The sequence below is a fragment of the Allobosea sp. TBD101 genome (assembly GCF_059817965.1).
The window spans coordinates 5,134,352-5,150,696 of the sequence record NZ_CM187543.1 but is presented as its reverse complement, the minus strand read 5'-3'; the positions used below and the strand labels follow the sequence as shown (position 1 = coordinate 5,150,696).

Annotated in this window: 16 protein-coding genes; all 16 read right to left on the bottom strand. The window is 67.6% G+C overall.

What is annotated here, in order from left to right; genetic code table 11:
- Positions 1-122 precede the first annotated feature (122 nt).
- Positions 123-947 carry an inositol monophosphatase family protein gene (locus AC6RIC_RS24990; protein ID WP_499734376.1) on the bottom strand — a complete coding sequence of 275 codons (825 nt, stop codon included), beginning with the start codon at positions 945-947 and terminating at the stop codon, positions 123-125.
- Positions 944-1,786 (bottom strand): endonuclease/exonuclease/phosphatase family protein, encoded by an 843-nt coding sequence (locus tag AC6RIC_RS24985; RefSeq protein ID WP_499734375.1) that lies wholly within the window; start codon positions 1,784-1,786, stop codon positions 944-946. Before AC6RIC_RS24985 ends, AC6RIC_RS24990 begins: the two co-directional genes overlap by 4 nt.
- A gap of 10 nt (positions 1,787-1,796) precedes the next feature.
- The gene (locus tag AC6RIC_RS24980) at positions 1,797-2,660 is read right to left on the bottom strand and encodes a carbohydrate ABC transporter permease (RefSeq protein ID WP_454658646.1); all 864 of its coding nucleotides are present in this window, start codon (positions 2,658-2,660) and stop codon (positions 1,797-1,799) included.
- Positions 2,657-3,535, bottom strand: coding sequence for a carbohydrate ABC transporter permease (locus tag AC6RIC_RS24975; RefSeq protein WP_499734374.1), 879 nt, complete (start codon positions 3,533-3,535; stop codon positions 2,657-2,659). Before AC6RIC_RS24975 ends, AC6RIC_RS24980 begins: the two co-directional genes overlap by 4 nt.
- A gap of 10 nt (positions 3,536-3,545) precedes the next feature.
- Entirely contained in the window at positions 3,546-4,835 is a 1,290-nt protein-coding gene (locus tag AC6RIC_RS24970; RefSeq protein ID WP_499734373.1) for an ABC transporter substrate-binding protein, read from the bottom strand.
- Positions 4,836-4,888: 53 nt separating this feature from the next.
- Positions 4,889-5,926 carry an ABC transporter ATP-binding protein gene (locus AC6RIC_RS24965; RefSeq protein WP_499734372.1) on the bottom strand — a complete coding sequence of 346 codons (1,038 nt, stop codon included), beginning with the start codon at positions 5,924-5,926 and terminating at the stop codon, positions 4,889-4,891.
- Between the two features lie 171 nt (positions 5,927-6,097).
- Positions 6,098-7,378 (bottom strand): acyl-CoA thioesterase/bile acid-CoA:amino acid N-acyltransferase family protein, encoded by a 1,281-nt coding sequence (locus tag AC6RIC_RS24960; RefSeq protein ID WP_499734371.1) that lies wholly within the window; start codon positions 7,376-7,378, stop codon positions 6,098-6,100.
- A 10-nt stretch (positions 7,379-7,388) separates the two neighbouring features.
- Positions 7,389-8,960, bottom strand: a complete 1,572-nt coding sequence (locus AC6RIC_RS24955; protein WP_454658641.1) for an ABC transporter substrate-binding protein — start codon at positions 8,958-8,960, stop codon at positions 7,389-7,391.
- On the bottom strand, positions 8,957-9,976 hold the full coding sequence (locus AC6RIC_RS24950; protein ID WP_499736656.1) for an ABC transporter ATP-binding protein: 1,020 nt from the start codon (positions 9,974-9,976) through the stop codon (positions 8,957-8,959). Before AC6RIC_RS24950 ends, AC6RIC_RS24955 begins: the two co-directional genes overlap by 4 nt.
- Positions 9,977-9,978: 2 nt before the next feature.
- On the bottom strand, positions 9,979-10,968 hold the full coding sequence (locus AC6RIC_RS24945) for an ABC transporter ATP-binding protein (protein WP_499734370.1): 990 nt from the start codon (positions 10,966-10,968) through the stop codon (positions 9,979-9,981).
- A complete protein-coding gene (locus AC6RIC_RS24940) occupies positions 10,965-11,867 on the bottom strand; it encodes an ABC transporter permease (RefSeq protein WP_454658639.1) in 903 nt (300 codons plus the stop codon). The genes AC6RIC_RS24945 and AC6RIC_RS24940 overlap by 4 nt, the downstream gene beginning before the upstream one ends.
- Positions 11,864-12,838, bottom strand: coding sequence for an ABC transporter permease (locus tag AC6RIC_RS24935; RefSeq protein WP_499734369.1), 975 nt, complete (start codon positions 12,836-12,838; stop codon positions 11,864-11,866). The genes AC6RIC_RS24940 and AC6RIC_RS24935 overlap by 4 nt, the downstream gene beginning before the upstream one ends.
- On the bottom strand, positions 12,838-14,292 hold the full coding sequence (locus tag AC6RIC_RS24930) for a SidA/IucD/PvdA family monooxygenase (RefSeq protein ID WP_499734368.1): 1,455 nt from the start codon (positions 14,290-14,292) through the stop codon (positions 12,838-12,840). The genes AC6RIC_RS24935 and AC6RIC_RS24930 overlap by 1 nt, the downstream gene beginning before the upstream one ends.
- On the bottom strand, positions 14,289-15,245 hold the full coding sequence (locus AC6RIC_RS24925) for a LysR family transcriptional regulator (protein WP_499734367.1): 957 nt from the start codon (positions 15,243-15,245) through the stop codon (positions 14,289-14,291). The genes AC6RIC_RS24930 and AC6RIC_RS24925 overlap by 4 nt, the downstream gene beginning before the upstream one ends.
- 1 nt (position 15,246) lies before the next feature.
- The gene (locus AC6RIC_RS24920; RefSeq protein WP_061966413.1) at positions 15,247-15,828 is read right to left on the bottom strand and encodes a peroxidase-related enzyme; all 582 of its coding nucleotides are present in this window, start codon (positions 15,826-15,828) and stop codon (positions 15,247-15,249) included.
- Complete coding sequence (locus tag AC6RIC_RS24915) at positions 15,825-16,304, bottom strand: hypothetical protein (protein ID WP_499734366.1); 480 nt, start codon at positions 16,302-16,304, stop codon at positions 15,825-15,827. Before AC6RIC_RS24915 ends, AC6RIC_RS24920 begins: the two co-directional genes overlap by 4 nt.
- Between the last annotated feature and the right edge of the window lie 41 nt (positions 16,305-16,345).

Genomic DNA, 16,345 nt, shown 5'->3' with positions numbered 1-16,345 from the left:
GGATCCATGCCTGAACATCAGCCGGAAGCGCTCCGGAATGGATCCCGGATCGGCGCCGCTTCGCGGCTTGTCCGGGATGACGGTGAGGTTCTGACGACGGTGCGGCGAGCTCACTGTGTCGTTCAGTCCAGCAGGATCGACCTGATCTCCTGCCAGCTCGCCTCGTCGGGCGCGCAGAGCAGGCCGGCTGGGCGCCCGGTCGGCGAATAGGGCCGGCCGTCCAGCAGGCGCGCATGGCCGCCGGCCTCGCTGTAGAGCAGCACGCCCGGCGCATGGTCCCAAGGGTTGAGCACGCCGTAGAGCAGGAACTGCAGGCGTCCCGCCGCAGCCAACCGGTATTCCTGCCCGCAGCAGCGCAGCGATCCGACTTCGAGGAAGGCTGGAAAACGTCCGGGAAGCGTGCTGCGCATCGGCTCGGGAAAGTACTGCCAGCTCGCCATGCCGTTCATCTGCCCGGTCGCGACAGCCGGCGCGACGCGCAGGTCGCGGCTTGTGCTATCGGCAGAGCCCATCCAGGCGCCTTCGCCGCGCAGCGCCATAGCGCTGTCATCGGCTGTCGGATCATGGATCACGGCGGCGGCGATTTCACCCCGGACGACGACTGCGGCCATGACGGCGAAGAGCGAGAGGTCGCTGGCATAGTTCAGCGTACCGTCGATCGGGTCGATGACGAAGGCAAGCTCGGCATCGGAAAGCTTCGAGAGGAGCGACGGGTCTCGCGTCACCGCCTCCTCGCCGATCAGTGCTGCACTGGGAAAAGCCTTAGCTAGCTCGGCGCAGATGAAGCGCTCGGCCGCCTCGTCGGCCTCGGTGACGACATCGACCGGGTTCTGCTTGGCCCGGATGTCGCTATCCGCCAACCGGCGGAAGCGCGGCATCACCTCGCGTCGTGCCGCCTCGCGCAGGATGGCGTCGAGCCGCTGATGATCCTGCCGGGTGAAGATCATCCGAGATCGAATTCGACGAGGATGGGCTGGTGGTCCGAGGCCCGCGTCTCGATGTCGTAGGTGATCGAACGTGCCCGCTCGGCGAGGTCCGGCGTCGCCAGTATGAAGTCGAGGCAGCCCAGCGGGCCATAGGTCTGGTCGCAGATGAAGGCGGAGGGCGGATGCGGCTCCGCGCCCTTCAGCACGGGCCAGAGATCGACCAGCGGCGGCACATCGCCATCGAACGGAGCGAGCAACTGCGCCAAACCGGCATCGTCGGGGCGCATGTTGAAATCGCCGGTCAGGATCGCGCTCGCCGCGTTCGGCGTCGGCGCGTAGGTGTGGGGACCGGGCTGGCGCGGCGTTGCTTGCCGTGCGGCCGCCATGCGGTGGATCTGCCGGATACCCTCGACCTGCGCGGCGCGCAGCACCGGGGAGGAATATTCCAGATGGGTCGTCATCACCCGGATCGGGCCGAACGAGGTCTCGACCATGGCCTCGACCAGCACGCGCGGCATATTGCGCGTCGCCGCCGCCTCCCAGGGCAGGACGTGGCGTAGCGCCTGCGCCACCGGCAATCGCGACAGGATGAGGTTACCGAAGCGCTTGCGGCCGCCCGCGCCGTCCGGAACATCGACGCCAACAGCCTCGATCGGTGTGAAGCCCGGCAGCAATTCGCTGAACAGGGCGAACTGGTCGGTGCGGTCATTGCCGTCGAGGTCGGGAAAATTCGCCGCGACCTCCTGCAGGCAGAGTACGTCGAAATCCGCCATCTGCCGGGCGTGATCGATGATGCGGCGCGGATCGACCTTGTCGTCGGCGCCGCGGGCCCACTGGATGTTCCAGGTGATCAGCTTCATCGGAGCGCCGTCACTTGATGCCGGCGCGCATGAAACTCTGCACGAACTGGCGCTGGAACAGCAGGAAACCGACGAGCAGCGGCGCCGAGGTCATCAGCGTCGCCGCGCAGATCACCGCCCAATCGATGCCCTGGTCGGCCGAGGAGAAGACCTGCAGGCCGACCGTCAGCGGCCGCGATTCCACGGAGTTGGTGACGAGCAGCGGCCAGAGGAAATTGTTCCAGTGATAGCTCACCGAGACGAGGCCGTAGGCGACATAGGTCGGCTTCGCGAGCGGCACATAGACCTTCATCAGCACCTGCAGCGGGCTCGCGCCCTCGACGCGGGCGGCGTCGTCGAGTTCCTTCGGCACGGTCTTGAAGGTCTGCCGCAGCAGGAAGATGCCGAAGGCCGAGGCGATATAGGGCAGGGCGATCGCCGGGATCGTGTCGATCAGGTTGAGCTTGGCGAGCGTGCGGTAGTTCTCGACGATCAGCGCGTCCGGCATGATCATGAGCTGCGCCAGGATCAGCACGAAGGCGACGTCGCGGCCCCAGAAATCCTGCCGTGCCAGCGCATAGGCGGCGAGCGTGCCCAGCACGATCTGGAAGGCCAGGATCAGGGTGACCAGGATGAAGGTGTTGAGGAAATAGCGGGCGAAGGGCGCTGCCGCCCAGGCGCGCGTGAAATTGTCGAGCGTCAGCGGTGCGGTCAGCACGAAGCGCGTGGTGTACTCGGCCGGGTGGAACGCTGCCCAGACGGCATAGGCCAGCGGCAGCACCCAGAGCACGGCAAGCAGGATCGCCCCCGTCGATTCCAGCGTGAGTGCGAGGCCCTTGGGCGCATAAGGGTCGGTCCGCGTCGCGGCCGGGGCGGGTTGTGTCGCAGCGCTCATTGATAATGCGTCCTGCGTTCGAGCCAGCCGTACTGGACGAAGGCGACGAGCGCGAGCAGCGCCAGCAGCACGCAGGTCAGCGTCGCCGCATAGGCCGTGTCCCAGAAGCCGAAGCCGGCCTGGTAGATGTAGAAGAGCAGCAGCGTCGTCGCGTTGTCCGGGCCGCCGCGCGTCATCACGAAGACATGGTCGACCATGCGAAAGGCGTTGATCACGGCATTGATCAGCACGAACAGCGTCGTCGGCATCAGCAGCGGGAACTGGATGCGCCGGAAGAAGGTCCAGCGCGTGGCGCCCTCGATCGCCGCGGCCTCGCCAAGGCTGGGCGGTATCGCCTGCAGCGCCGCGAGGTAGAAGATCATGAAGAAGCCGGCTTCCTTCCAGATCGCGACGATGGTGATGGCGTAGAGCGCGGTGTCCTGCGAGCCCAGCCAGTTGGTCGAACGCGCGCCGAACAGGCCGGTGAACTGCTCCAGCAGCCCGTATTGCGGCGTGTAGAAGAACAGCCAGATATTGGCGACCGCGATCATCGGCAGGATCGTCGGCGTGAAGAAGGCCATGCGGACGAGCGTGCGCCCCGTGATCCTGTCGTTGACCCAGACCGCCATCAGGAGCGCCAGGGCGATCGAGGTCGGGATCGTGCCGAGCGCGAACCAGAGATTGTTGCTCATCGCCTTCCAGAAGATCGGATCGGCGAGCATCTGCTGGTAGTTCTCGAGCCCGATGAAGCGCGCCGGGCGGCGCGCCTTCGGTGTCGAGTAGAAGCTTTCGATGAAGCTCGCGACCGCGGGCCAGTGCGTGAACAGGGCCAGGCAAGCCATGGCCGGCAGCAGGAGCAGCCAGCCATGGATCGTCGCGGTCGCGCGGTTCGTCATCTGGGCGGGATCAGCGATAGGCCTTGAGGATGCGCTCGGCCTCGGCCTGCGCGTCCTCCATCGCCTTCTGCGGCGTCTTGGTGCCGGTCAGCGCCGCCTGCAACCCGTCGTTCAGCGCCTTGGTGACGCGCTGGTTCTCATGGGTCGAGAGCTCGGCCACCGCGCTCGACAGCTGATCGCGCGCGACGAGCGCGGGCGGGAAGTCGGCGACGTATTTCTTCATCGCTTCGGTCTCGTAGGCGGCCGGCGTGACGCCGACATAGCCGGTATTGATGCTCCACTGCGCGGCGCGCTCGGGCGTGGTGATCCAGCGCACGAACTTGAACGCGGCCTCCTGCTCGGCCTTGGTCGCCTTCTTGGAGAGGTAGAAATTGCCGCCGCCGGTCGGGCTGCCCGGCTTCTTGCCGGCCGGCAGAACCGCGACGCCGAAGGGGAATTTGGCGTTGGCGCGGACATTGGTGAGGTTGCCGGTGGTGGTCCACATCATCGCGACCTTCTTCTCGAAGAAGTCGCGCGGCGTGGTGCCCCATTCGACGATGCCGGGCGGATGGACCTTGTGCTTCTGCGCGAGGTCGACCCAGTACTGCAGGGCTTCGACCACACCCGGGTTGGCGTAATCGGTCTTGTCGCCGGCCGCATTGGCGAGGATCGTACCGGCCTGGGTCGAAAGACCCTGGAACAGCCAGTAGGGGAAGCCGGAGGAGGGGATCTGGATGCCCCATTGCGTGACATTGCCGGCGGCGTCGCGCTTGGTCAGCTTCTGCGCGAATTCGAGCTGTTCGGCCCAGGTCTTCGGCGGCTTCTCGGGATCCAGCCCGGCCTCCTTGAACAGCTCCTTGTTCCAGTACAGCACCACCGTGGAACGCTGGAACGGGATGCCCCAGGTCTTGCCGCCGGTCTGGCTGTTCTCCATGAAGCCGGGATAGAAGCCGGCGAGCCACTTCTTGTCCTCGTCGGTCTTGATGAAGTCGTCGAAGGGCACGATCGCCTCTTCGTCGATCAGCGTGAACATGTCGGTCGAGAGCAAGACCGAGAGCACCGGTGGCGCGCCGCTCTTATGCGCGGTCAGCGCCTTAACGATGGTCTCCTGATAGGTGCCGGCATAGATCGGCTTCAGCTTGACCGAGGGGTTGTCCTTCTCGAAATCGGCGGCGTAGGTGTCGATCAGCTTGGTGATCGGGCCGCCGACCGCGACCGGGTAGAAGAACGAGAGCTCGGTGCTCTGCGCGCGGGCAATGCCGGGCAGGGCGGTCGCGCCCGCAAGGGCGGCCGTGCCGCCAAGAAATTCACGCCTATCCATGATGTCCTCTCTCCCTTGTTGGGATGGTTCGCACGCCCGACGCTCCGGCCGGTTCAGTTGCGAACCACCTTCCGTTCCGACGCCTGGTCGAACCAGTGCAGCGCCGATTGTGACAACGTGATGTAGATCTGTTCGCCGGCTGTGGCTCTGACCTTGCCGGGCCGCTTGACGATGAAGGAATGGCCGTCGATGCGGGTTTCCAGCAGCGTGTCGGAACCGAGATATTCGACCGCGACGACATCGGCTGCGACGCCGCTTGCGGTGATCTCGACCATCTCGGGGCGGATCCCGACGGCGAGGCTGGCGGGATCGAGGCCATCGGGAGCGCTGATCGCGCCGCCGCGCGCCTGAACCGTCGAAAGCGGCAGCACGTTCATCGGCGGCGTGCCGACGAAGCGGGCCGCGAAGATCGTCGCCGGGTTCTCGTAGAGCACGTCCGGCGGGGCGTCCTGCTCGATCCGGCCGTTGCGCATCAGCACGACCTGGTCGGCCATGGTCATGGCCTCGACCTGATCATGCGTGACATAGACCATGGTCATGCCGAGCCGCTGCTGCAATTCGCGAATCTCGCGGCGCATCTCGACGCGCAGCTGGGCATCGAGATTGGAGAGCGGCTCGTCCATCAGGCAGACCGGCGCCTCCGCGACGATGGCGCGGCCGAGCGCGACGCGCTGCTGCTGGCCGCCGGAGAGCTGCGAGGGTTTGCGTTCGAGCAGGGCGGAGAGCCCCAGGATCGAGGCGGCGCGGGCAAGGCGCTCGTCGCGCTCGGCGCGCGAGACCTTGCGCACCTTGAGCCCGAACAGGATGTTCTCGGCGACGCTCAGATGCGGGAACAGCGCGTAATTCTGGAAAACCATGGCGATGCCGCGCTGCGAGGGCGAGGCATGGGTGACGTCGCGCCCGCCGATCGCGATCGTACCGCTGCTGGTGTCCTCCAGCCCGGCGATCAGCCGCAGCGTCGTCGACTTGCCGCAGCCGGAGGGGCCGAGCAGCGCGACGAGATTGCCGCCTTCGACGGTGAAGCTGATGGCGTCGACGGCGGCCGTGCCGCCCCAGGTCTTCGAAACCGTCTTCAGCGCTACAGAAACCATTCGCGATCCGGTGAGCCGAGGTCATGGTGAGCCGGCACAGCAATAGCGTGTCACCGGCGTGAAGTCAGCGCGACCATGACGCGAAAATTCTTTTGCGCACAAGAGGCGGCCGGCCAGCCGACGACCGGCTTCCCCGCTCGATTGGATTACGCTCGGCAGATTGCCGTCGCCTTAGCCTGTCAGCCCGCCATGACGCCTGACAAAGGCAAGCGCTGTCTCCCAGGCGCCGGCATTGGCCTCGGCGTTCGCCGCCGGCGTGCCGCCCATCGTCGTCGCGATGCCGCTGACCGGATGGCGATGGGCGATGCGGGTCGCCGGCGTATGGGGAAACAGGATGGAATGGCCGGCAAAGGGCCAGTTCTTCCAGAGAACCTCGTGCGGATGTCCGGCCGCGAGCAGGCTCGACTGGATGATCAGCGAATAGAGGTCCGAGGGCCAGGCGCCGTCATCGCCGCCGGACAGCAGCAGAACCGGTCCGGCGATCCGCTCGACCGGGATGCGGGCGCGCGCCATGGCGGCGGGGTCACTGAGCGCGGTGCGCATCGCATCGGCATTGCGGCGCGTCTGCGTCGCCTCGTCGTAAGGCTTCCAGCTTGCCGTGGCGTTGTCTTGCCATTGATGGACGAGCGGCTTGCCGTCCAGCGTCCAGCCGGGTCCGTCGCGGCCGAAGGCCGGGTCGGCAGCGGCCTGCCCGCCATGGACGAAGGCGCTGGGTACATAGCCCAGCACCGCCGAGACCTTGTCGGGGAAGGTCGCGCCGAGCAGGAGTGCGAGCTCGCCCCCGCGCGACTGCCCGGCGACAGCGACGAAGTCGTTCTTTGGCCGCACGCGGGCGCGCAGCCAGTCCAGTCCTCGGGCGAAATATTCCAATGGCGTGTTGGAGATGTATTTCGGCAGGCCGGGCGCGCCGAAATAGCCGAGCGCCAGCGCCGCGGCCCCGCGCGAGGCCCAGAGCGAGGCGCGCGGCTCGTTGATGCCGCCGCCCGAGCCGTTGAGGATCATGATCGCCGGGTACGGGCCAGCGCCCGCCGGCAGGAACAAGGTTCCGACGAGCCCATCCTCGGCGAGGGGGTGCCGCGTGACGCCTTCGGCCATCAGAATCTGGCTGAATTGCCCGGAGGCGATCGTCTCACCGCCGATTTCGGCGGTGAGCGTGGTTTCGAGCGGGCGGGACAGCTCGGCCGGAAACAGCTCGCCTTCACCAGTCTGCGCCCAGACCAGCCCCATCGCCGCGACGCCCGCGTAATCGCCGCGCAAGGGCGCATCGCGTTCGAGGTCGATGCTGCCATCGGCCCCGGCCGCGAACACCGCCTGCGCCCGCCAGAGATGACCGTCGCGCGGAGTTTCCGCGGCGATGGTCACCTCCGCGCCCGCCGTCAGTCCGGTCAGGACAATCCGGCGGGACACGTCGATCAGGTCGATAGCGGGGCTGATCGCGAAGGCGGCGGCCATGGCGGCGTCCTTATTTGGCCTTGCTGACCTGCATCGCGACGGTGCGGTCGCTGTGCCAGGGCACGACCTTCAGGTCCGGCCGGCTCGCCCAGATGTTCTTGTAGTGGTAGAGCGGCATGATCCCGACATCGTCCATCACGACCTTGACCGCGTCTTTGATGATCGCCTCGCGCTTGGCGTCGTCGAATTCGGCGCTGGCTTTGGCGAGGGCCTCGTCCAGCTTCGGGTTGCTGTAGCGGCCCCAGTTGGAGGCACCCAGCCCCTTGGCAGGATCGACGGTCGCGAGGATCGCCAGCATCGCATAGGTGCCCTCACCGGTACCGTTGCCCCAGCCGATCATGCTCATCGCGTATTCGTTCTTGTTGGCCGCGCCGGAATAGACCGAGAAGGGCACGACCTCGACCTGCGTCTCGACACCGATGCGGGTCCAGAACTGCGCGATCGCCTGCGCGGTCTCGGGCGCCAGCGGATAGCGCTCGCCCGGCACATGCATGGTCAGCTTGAAGCCGTTGGGGTAGCCGGCTTCAGTCAGCAGCGCTTTTGCCTTGTTGGGATCGACGTCGATCTTGGAGCGGTCGGGGTCGTAGCCGAAGCTGCCGGCCGGCATCCACTGCGTCGCGACGGTCACGCCGCCGCGTGCGACGCGGTCGGCGATCGCCTCGCGGTTGATCGCCATGTTCAGCGCCTTGCGGACGCGCACGTCGAGCAGCGGGTTCTTGTCGAGCGGCTTGCCGGCCTTGTCGGTGAGGAACTTCGACGGGTTCGGGTTGAAGCTCGGCTGCATGATCAGCGCCCGCAGGCCGGGATAGGACCAGACCTTGACCTTGGGGTTCTTCTCCAGCTTCTCGATATCGGAGAACGAGACCTTGTCGATGACGTCAACATCGCCCGAGAGCAGGGCGGCCGTGCGCGCCGCCGGATTGGCGATATAGCGGTAGTTGACCTTCTCCCATTCGGGCTTCGGACCCCAGTAGCGCTCGTTGCGCTTCATCTCGATGCGGTCGCCGGGCGTATAGCTGACGAAGGAATAGGGGCCTTCGGTGACCATCGCCTTGCCGCTGTTATAGTCGTCGGTCGTCGCGGTCTGGCCGACATGCTTGCTGACGATATAGATGCTGGAGATGTTGATCGGCAGCAGCGGATCGGGCGCGCGGCTGGTGATCACCAGCGTATGCGGGTCCTTGATCTCGACCTTGGCGACATTGCGCAGGAAGCCCTTGTAGCTCGCGACCGTGCCCGGCACGTTCTGGGCGCGCTCGTAGGAGAACGCGATATCCTCGGCCGTGACCGGCTTGCCGTCGCTCCAGACCGCGTTCTCGCGCAGCTTGAACTCCCAGGTATTGGGCGCGAGGTTCTTCCAGGATGCGGCGATGTCGGGCACCACGCCGCCCTCGGTCTTCTGCGCGACGAGCCGCGACCAGAAATGCTGCGAGACCGAATGGTCGCCGGCATGGTTGTTGAGTTGCGGATCGATCGCCGAGACCGGGTCGGCAAAGGCAATGCGCAGGTCTTCCGCATGGGTGGCTCCCGCGGCGACGATCAGCGCCGCCGAGAGGGCGAAGGTGCTCAGTTTGGTCGTCATGCGATCTCTCCTGTTTGCGCGCGGGCCGGGGCCGCTGCGACGTCGTTGAGGTGGCAGGCAGAACGGTGGCCCGGCACGATCTCGCGCAGGGCAGGTCTTTCGATGCGGCAGCGGTCGAAGGCGGCCGGGCAGCGCGGGTGGAAATGGCAGCCGGGCGGCGGCGCGGCCGGGCTCGGGATCTCGCCCTTCACCGGCGCATAGACGCGCCGCCGTTGCTTGAGGTCGGGGATCTCCGCCAGCAGCCCTTGCGTATAGGGGTGGTTCGGATGGGCGAAGAACCGTGCGGCCGGCGCATCCTCGACGATGCGGCCGAGATACATGATCACGACGTGGTCGGCGATGTGCTGGACGACGCGCAGGTCGTGGCTGATGAAGAGATAGGTCAGGTCCAGCTCGCGCCGGAGCTGCATGAACAGGTTGAGGATCTGCGCCTGGATCGAGACATCGAGCGAAGCCACCGACTCGTCGCAGACCAGGAAGCGCGGCTGCAGGGCGAGCGCACGGGCGATCGAGATGCGCTGGCGCTGGCCGCCGGAGAACTGGTGCGGGAAGCGCTGGCGTAAGGCCGGATCGAGCCCGGCCCGACGCATCTGCGCGCAGACATAGTCGTCGATTTCGGAGCGCGAGGCGATGCCATGGACGAGCGGCGCCTCGCCGATCGCTTCCGCGACCCGCATGCGCGGGTTCAGGCTCGCCTGCGGGTCCTGGAAGATCAATTGCACGTCGCGATGGACCGAGCGGTCGCCCTCCGGCGAGCGCCCGAACACGGAGACCTCGCCCGTGCTCGGCGGCAACAGGCCGGCCGCGATGCGCCCGAGCGTCGACTTGCCGGAGCCGGACTCGCCGACGAGCCCGACGAATTCCCCGGTCGATATGGTCAGGTCGATGCCGTCGAGCGCGCGGATGATCGGCTGGCGCTTCGCCAGATGCAGTTTGACCGCAAGCCCGTCCGGGCGGCCGAAATGCCGGGTCAGGTTGCGCGTCTCCAGCGCGGGCGCGGAAGGTGTCACGGTCATGTTCATGCCGGCACCTCGGCGGCCGAGGCGGGGCCGGAGAGGGGATGGAAGCAGCGCAGGCGGTGCGCGCTCTCCGTGAAGGCCGGCTGGCGCTCGCAAGCGTCATCGCGGCGGGCGCAGCGCGGCCCGAAGGCGCAGCCTGGGGGCGGATCGACCATGTCCGGCGTGGTGCCGGGGATCTGCACCAGCATCGAGCCCGGCGCGCTCGCCCCCGGCAGGCTGCCGATCAGCCCGGCCGTATAGGGATGGCTGGGCTGGTCGAGCACGGCATCGACGCTGCCTTGCTCGACGATGCGGCCGGCATACATCACCGCGATCTCGTCGGCGATGCCGGCGATCACCGAGAGGTCATGGGTGATCCAGAGCAGGGCGGTGCCGCTCTCACGGGTCAATTGCTGCACCTCGGCCAGGATCTGCGCCTGGATGGAGACGTCGAGTGCGGTGGTCGGCTCGTCGGCTATGATCAGGTCGGGCTTGTTGATCAGCGCAATGGCGATGGCGACGCGCTGGCGCATGCCGCCGGAGAGCTGGTGCGGAAAGGCGTCGAGCCGCGCCTCGGGGCTCGGGATGCCCATTGCGCCGAGCAGGTCCCGTGCCCGGACGCGCGCCGAAGCGTCGTCGATCGTCTCGTGCGCGCGGATCGTCTCGATCATCTGCGTGCTGATCCGCAGCACCGGATTCAGCGTCATCATCGGGTCCTGGAAGACCATGGCGATGCGGTTGCCACGTAAGGAGCGCATCGCCTCCTCGTCGAGCTTCGTCAGGTCCTGTCCCCGGAACAGGATTTCGCCGCCGACGACCTGGCCGGGCGGGTCGATCAGCCCCATGATCGAGAAGCCGGTGACCGACTTGCCGGAGCCACTCTCGCCGACGAGGCCGAGCGTCTCACCGGCCCGCAAGGTGAAGGAGACGTCGCGCACGGCGTCGAGATCGCCGCGATCGGTGCGGAAGCGCGTGCGCAGGTTGCGGATTTCGAGCAGGGGCGCGGTCATTTCAGCGCCCTCGGGTCGAGCACCTCGCGCAGGCGGTCGCCGACGAGGTTGATCGCGACGATGGCCGTCAGCAGCGTCAGGCCCGGAAAGAAGCTGATCCAGTATTCGCCCGAGAGCATGAACTGGAAGCCGTTGGCGATGAGCAGGCCGAGCGAGGGCTGCGTCACCGGCGCGCCCAATCCGAGGAAGGACAGCGTCGCCTCCAGCGTGATGGCGCGCGCGACCTGCAGCGCGCCGATGACCAGCAGCGGCGGCAGGCAGTTCGGCAGGACATGGCGCAGCAGGATGCGCGAAGTCGGGAGGCCCAGCCCCCGCGCGGCTTCGAAATAGTCGCGCTTGCGCTCGACCAGCGCCTGGGCGCGGGCGGTGCGGGCGTAATAGGCCCATTCCAGCAGCACCAGCGTCAGCACGACATTGCCGATCCCCTTGCCGAGCAGCGCCAGCATCAGCAGCGCGACCAGGATCGAGGGCAACGACATCAGGAGATCGACGAGCCGCATGATCAGCGCGTCGATCAGCCCGCCGCTCCAGGCCGCGATCAGTCCCAGCAGGATGCCGATGATGCCGGCGAGCACGGCCGAGCCGACGCCGACGGTCAGGCTGGTCCTGAGCCCGTAGAGGATCGCCGAGAACAGGTCGCGGCCCTGTCCGTCGGTACCCAGCAGGTAGGTGATATCGCCGGTCGAAGACACGGAGCCCGGCGTCATCCGGGCGTCGAGTACGTCGATGGCGGCGAGGTCGAACGGGTTCTGCGGCGCGATCTGAGGCGCGAACACCGCGCCGATGACGAGCAGGGTCATCAGGCCGAGCCCGATCCAGGCGGAAGGCGCGCGCAGGAAGCGGCGGAGCGCAGCGCTTGCCGGACGGCGGGCGGAAGCGGCGGCTGGAACCGTGGTCATGCCGAGGCCTCCTCGCGGACGCGCGGATCGAGGAAGCGATAGAGGATGTCGACGATGAGGTTGATGATGACGAAGAGCGTCACCACGACCAGCAGATAGGCCATCACCACCGGCCGATCGAGCGCGTTGATGCTGTCGAGGATGAGCTTGCCCGAGCCCGGCCAGGCGAAGATGCTCTCGGTCACCACGGCGAAGGCGATGGTCGAGCCGAGTTCGAGCCCGAGCACGGTCACCAGCGGGATCATGATGTTGCGCAGGATATGCATCATCACGACCCGGCCGCGGCGCAGCCCCTTGGCCCGCGCGAAGCGGACATAGTCGAGTGGCATCACCTCGCGCACGCCGGCCCGCGTCAGGCGGATCACCAGCGAGACCTTGAACAGCGACAGGTTGATCGCCGGCAAGAGCAGATGGCGCCAGCCGTTCAGCGTCAGGAACGACCATTCGACCCCGAAGACCCGTACCGTCTCGCCGCGCCCGCTCGCTGGCAGCCAGCCCAGCGAGACGCTGAAGGTCATGATCAGCAGGAGGCCGACCCAGAAGGTCGGCAATGAGAAGCCGAGGATGCTGCCGGTCTGGATCAGCTTCGACAGCAGGCGCTCTGGATAGAGCCCGGCATAGAGCCCGAGCGGCACGCCGATGATGACGGCGAAGATCATCGCCGCGAAGGCCAGTTCCAGCGTCGCCGGCAGGCGCTGCAGGATCAGCGTCACGGCGGGCACGTTGTAGACGAAGCTGCGGCCGAGATCGCCCTGCAGGGCGCTGCCCACGAAGTTGAGGTATTGCTCCCAGAGCGGCCGGTCGAGGCCGAGCCGCGCGACGAGTTCGGCCCGGTCGATCTGGGTCGCATCCGGCGCCAGCAGGAGGTCGGCGGGGTTGCCGACCGCATGCAGCCCGAGGAAGACCACGAGCGACATCGCAAAGATGACGAGGAGCGCCTGCGCGACGCGCTGGAGCAGCCGGCCGAGCATCAGACCGGAACCTTCGCGGGTTCGGGCAGGATCGGCACCCATTCGTCGCCGAAGATCTCCGGCTCGGCATAATCCTGGCCGCGCCGGAAATGCACCTCGATATCCTCGCGGAAGAGGCTGGACGCGATCGCTTGGGACAGCCGTTCGGCGCCGTCGCTGATCGCCGGGATGTCGCCTGAGACCGTGCCATGCGACATCATCGCGGGGTAGCAGAAGCAATGGATGCGCTCGAGCCCGGGGCAGGTGCCGGGCAACTTCGGCTGGAACTCGAAGGCAGGTCCGAGATCGGGCATGGCGCCGAGGCTGGGCTCGGCATCCTCGGGCACGCCGCGATCGACCCAGTTGCGGGCGCAGGCCGCGATCTCCCGGAGGAAGGGCCGGCTGCCCCAATCGACCTTGAAGCCGGTCGAGAAGATCATGAAGTCGAAGCGCATCGTGCCGGCGCTGGTCTCGACCACGATCTCGTCGCCCTCCATCCGCGCCGAGATCAGGGCGGTGCCCTGCCGGAAGAAGGCGTTGGGATGGCGCGAGACGCGCAGCACGCTGGCGCGTGGCGGCGGCACCTGCTCGCGGGCGACGTAGCTGTTGATCCGCCATTTCCAGGCATCGGGCAGATGGCGATAGCCGGCGATCGAGCCGGGATGGCCCATGCCCTTGCCGCGATTGATGCGGGGGATGTCGCGGCGGCGGATCAAGAGGTCGACGCTGGCCGCACCGGCTTCGAGCGCCGTGCCGGCGCTGTCCATGGCCGAGGCGCCGGCGCCGATGACGGCGACGCGCTTGCCGCGGAGCTGCGCATAGTCGTTCTCATCCGAGGAGTGTGCCCAACGCTCGCGTGGCAGGCTCTCGGCAATCTCCGGCACGGCCGGGCCGCCGAGCCCGTCTCTGCCGGTCGCGAGCACGACATGGCGGGCGAGGACGCGCTGGCGCTTACCGGCGGCGTCGATCTCCAGCGTCGCATGCTCGGGGCCGGGATGGATCATCGCGATCTCATGGCCGTTGCGGACATCGAGAGCGAGAACCTCGCGGAACCAGCGCAGATAGTCCATCCACATCAGGCGCGGAATCTTGTCGAGCGCCTCCCAGTCGGCGGCGTTGAACTGCGCCTCGAACCAGGCGCGGAAGGTCAGCGAGGGGATGCCGAGCGCCGGCCCGGTCAGGGTCTTGGGCGAGCGCAGCGTCTCCATCCGCGCGGTCGTCGCCCAGGGGCCTTCGAAGCCTTGCGGCCGGCGGTCGAAATTGACGGCGCGCAGGCCGATATTGCGGAAGGCGGCGGCCGCGGCGAGCCCTGCCATGCCGGCGCCGATGATCGCGACATCGAGCACCGGCTCGCCGTCGATGCTGCGCTCCGGCACCCAGGGCGCGGCCGGCAGGGTCAGCAGTTCGAGCTCGCGGGCGACGCGGCGGTTCAGCGCCTCCAGCCCTTCCGGTATCCCGGTCTGCTTCGTCGTCACAGCCGCGTTTCCTGTTTGGTCAGCGAGGCGAGGAGAGCGTGGTGCTCTTCGGGCGGGATCAGGGTGAAATCGGTGAGCCGCCTCTCGGCGCTCGCCTGGAGCGCGGTGATCAGGTCGCGGGCCTTGTCGGAGACGGTGACGCCGCGCGCGGTCACGACGCCGAAGCAATAGGGGATCGAGGTCGCCAGCGGCAGGACGCGGATGCCGGGCGTCGGGTTGCCGGTCAGCGTCAACGGCTCGACGATGGCGATGCCCGCCCCGGCGCGGATGAAGGACAACACGTTCATGGTCGAGGTCGTCCGGACCCTGACCCGGACATCGACGCCGGCTTCGTTGAGCGCTGCGCGGATGCGCGCCGGCACGCCCCGGCGCAAGGACATGCCGACGAGGTCCCGTCCCGAGAGGGCGGCAAGATCGATCGGCCCTTCGATCCGGGCGAGCGGATCGGTCTCGGGCACGGCCAGCACGCAAGGCGCCGTGCCCAGCCATTCGAGCGCGAGGTCGCGATGTAGCAGGGGCGCGCTGGTCGCGCCGAGCTGCGCATTGCCGGAGATCACCGCGTTCTGCACGCGGTCGGGGTTCTCGACCTCGATCGCGAGCCTGGGCGCATCCGCCCCGTTCCAGGCATCGGTGAGCAGACCGAAGGCGAGCGACGACACCGCCGATATCCGGATCGGCGGCTCGGCCTCGCCGATCACCTCGCGGGCGCGCTCCCACAGGTTGACGAAGCCGGCCAGCGCCCGCTCGACATCGTCGCGCAGCACCATGCCCTTCTGCGTCAGCACCAGCCGCTGGCCGACGCGCTCGAATAGCGGCTGGCCGAGATCGCGCTCCAGCTCCTGGATCATGCGGCTGACCGAAGGCTGGGACACGCCCAGATGCTTCGCTGCCGCCGTGACGCTGCCGAGCGAGGCGACCTGCAGATAGGCCTCGAGGATCTTGAGACGGCTCATCTCACCCGTCTTTGCGGACGGGGTCGCCGAGGATGTGCATCAGCCGGTTGGCCCAGCCGAACAAGGCCGTGGACAGGATGAGATCGACGATCTCGGCCTCGTCCAGCCCCGCCTCGCGCAGGCGGGCGGTGTCGGCCTCGGTCACCGCCGGCGGCGATTGCGAGAGCTTGACGGAATAGTCGAAGATCGCCTGGTCGCGCGGGCCGAGCTTGGCCTTCTCGCCATTGGCGAACAATTCGTCGGTGACGGCGGTGTCCTTGCTGAGCTGCGCATGACGCGCGGCATGCACGGCGGCGCAGTAGATGCAGCGATTGACGACCGAGGCGCCGATCGCCCCGAGTTCGCGCTCGGCCCGGCTCAGGCCGCCGGGATCGTACATGATGCCGTTGAACAGCGGCGAGCGCACGTTGAGCGTTTCCGGATCATGCGCCAGCACGAGCACGTAATCCGAGACCTTGGTGTTGGAGGGCGTGACCTTCAGCGCGTCGAGCTGCTCGGGGCTCGCCTTGGCGAGATCGACCGGGGTGACCCGTGGCTGCCAGTCCGGCACGTTGCGGGTGAAGCGATGCACGACCCGGCTCATGCCGAGGCTGCCTTGAGAGCGGCGAGCCCGGCGAGGACGCGGCACTGATAGCTCATGAAGGCGTTGAGTTCGCAGAGCCGCACGATATCGGCTTCCGCGACACCGGCCGCCTTGAGCCCTTCGATCTCCTCGGCCTGCACGGCGCGCGGCTGGGTCGCGACCCGGTCCATGAAGGTGATGACGCTGCGCTCGCGGTCATCGCGTCCGGCCGCGCTGGGGTCGGCGAGGCCGCGCAGCGCCGGATCGGTCACATCGGCGAGATAATGGGCGGCAAGGTCCGGCAGCGTGTTCTGGACCGCGATCCGGGCTGCAACGGCACGGCGCCATTCGGAGGGAAAGCCGCCGGGATCGCGCGGGTCGATGACCGCGTTCTCGGCCTGGCGGCTCATCTCGAAGATGTTGCTGCGCGATTGTGCGGCGGCCGATGCGGCGGCGCCGAGCCAGGGAGAGGCCTCAGGGGTGGCGGGTCGAGCCATGGCAATCCCTTCTATGCATCAACTTCGATATTTGATGCTTT

What these genes read in the sequence shown, in the direction of transcription:
- AC6RIC_RS24990 (WP_499734376.1), bottom strand. Translation starts at nt 947, where the DNA reads ATGATCTTCACCCGGCAGGATCATCAGCGGCTCGACGCCATCCTGCGC.
- AC6RIC_RS24985 (WP_499734375.1), bottom strand. Translation starts at nt 1,786, where the DNA reads ATGAAGCTGATCACCTGGAACATCCAGTGGGCCCGCGGCGCCGACGAC.
- AC6RIC_RS24980 (WP_454658646.1), bottom strand. Translation starts at nt 2,660, where the DNA reads ATGAGCGCTGCGACACAACCCGCCCCGGCCGCGACGCGGACCGACCCT.
- AC6RIC_RS24975 (WP_499734374.1), bottom strand. Translation starts at nt 3,535, where the DNA reads ATGACGAACCGCGCGACCGCGACGATCCATGGCTGGCTGCTCCTGCTG.
- AC6RIC_RS24970 (WP_499734373.1), bottom strand. Translation starts at nt 4,835, where the DNA reads ATGGATAGGCGTGAATTTCTTGGCGGCACGGCCGCCCTTGCGGGCGCG.
- AC6RIC_RS24965 (WP_499734372.1), bottom strand. Translation starts at nt 5,926, where the DNA reads ATGGTTTCTGTAGCGCTGAAGACGGTTTCGAAGACCTGGGGCGGCACG.
- AC6RIC_RS24960 (WP_499734371.1), bottom strand. Translation starts at nt 7,378, where the DNA reads ATGGCCGCCGCCTTCGCGATCAGCCCCGCTATCGACCTGATCGACGTG.
- AC6RIC_RS24955 (WP_454658641.1), bottom strand. Translation starts at nt 8,960, where the DNA reads ATGACGACCAAACTGAGCACCTTCGCCCTCTCGGCGGCGCTGATCGTC.
- AC6RIC_RS24950 (WP_499736656.1), bottom strand. Translation starts at nt 9,976, where the DNA reads ATGACCGTGACACCTTCCGCGCCCGCGCTGGAGACGCGCAACCTGACC.
- AC6RIC_RS24945 (WP_499734370.1), bottom strand. Translation starts at nt 10,968, where the DNA reads ATGACCGCGCCCCTGCTCGAAATCCGCAACCTGCGCACGCGCTTCCGC.
- AC6RIC_RS24940 (WP_454658639.1), bottom strand. Translation starts at nt 11,867, where the DNA reads ATGACCACGGTTCCAGCCGCCGCTTCCGCCCGCCGTCCGGCAAGCGCT.
- AC6RIC_RS24935 (WP_499734369.1), bottom strand. Translation starts at nt 12,838, where the DNA reads ATGCTCGGCCGGCTGCTCCAGCGCGTCGCGCAGGCGCTCCTCGTCATC.
- AC6RIC_RS24925 (WP_499734367.1), bottom strand. Translation starts at nt 15,245, where the DNA reads ATGAGCCGTCTCAAGATCCTCGAGGCCTATCTGCAGGTCGCCTCGCTC.
- AC6RIC_RS24920 (WP_061966413.1), bottom strand. Translation starts at nt 15,828, where the DNA reads ATGAGCCGGGTCGTGCATCGCTTCACCCGCAACGTGCCGGACTGGCAG.
- AC6RIC_RS24915 (WP_499734366.1), bottom strand. Translation starts at nt 16,304, where the DNA reads ATGGCTCGACCCGCCACCCCTGAGGCCTCTCCCTGGCTCGGCGCCGCC.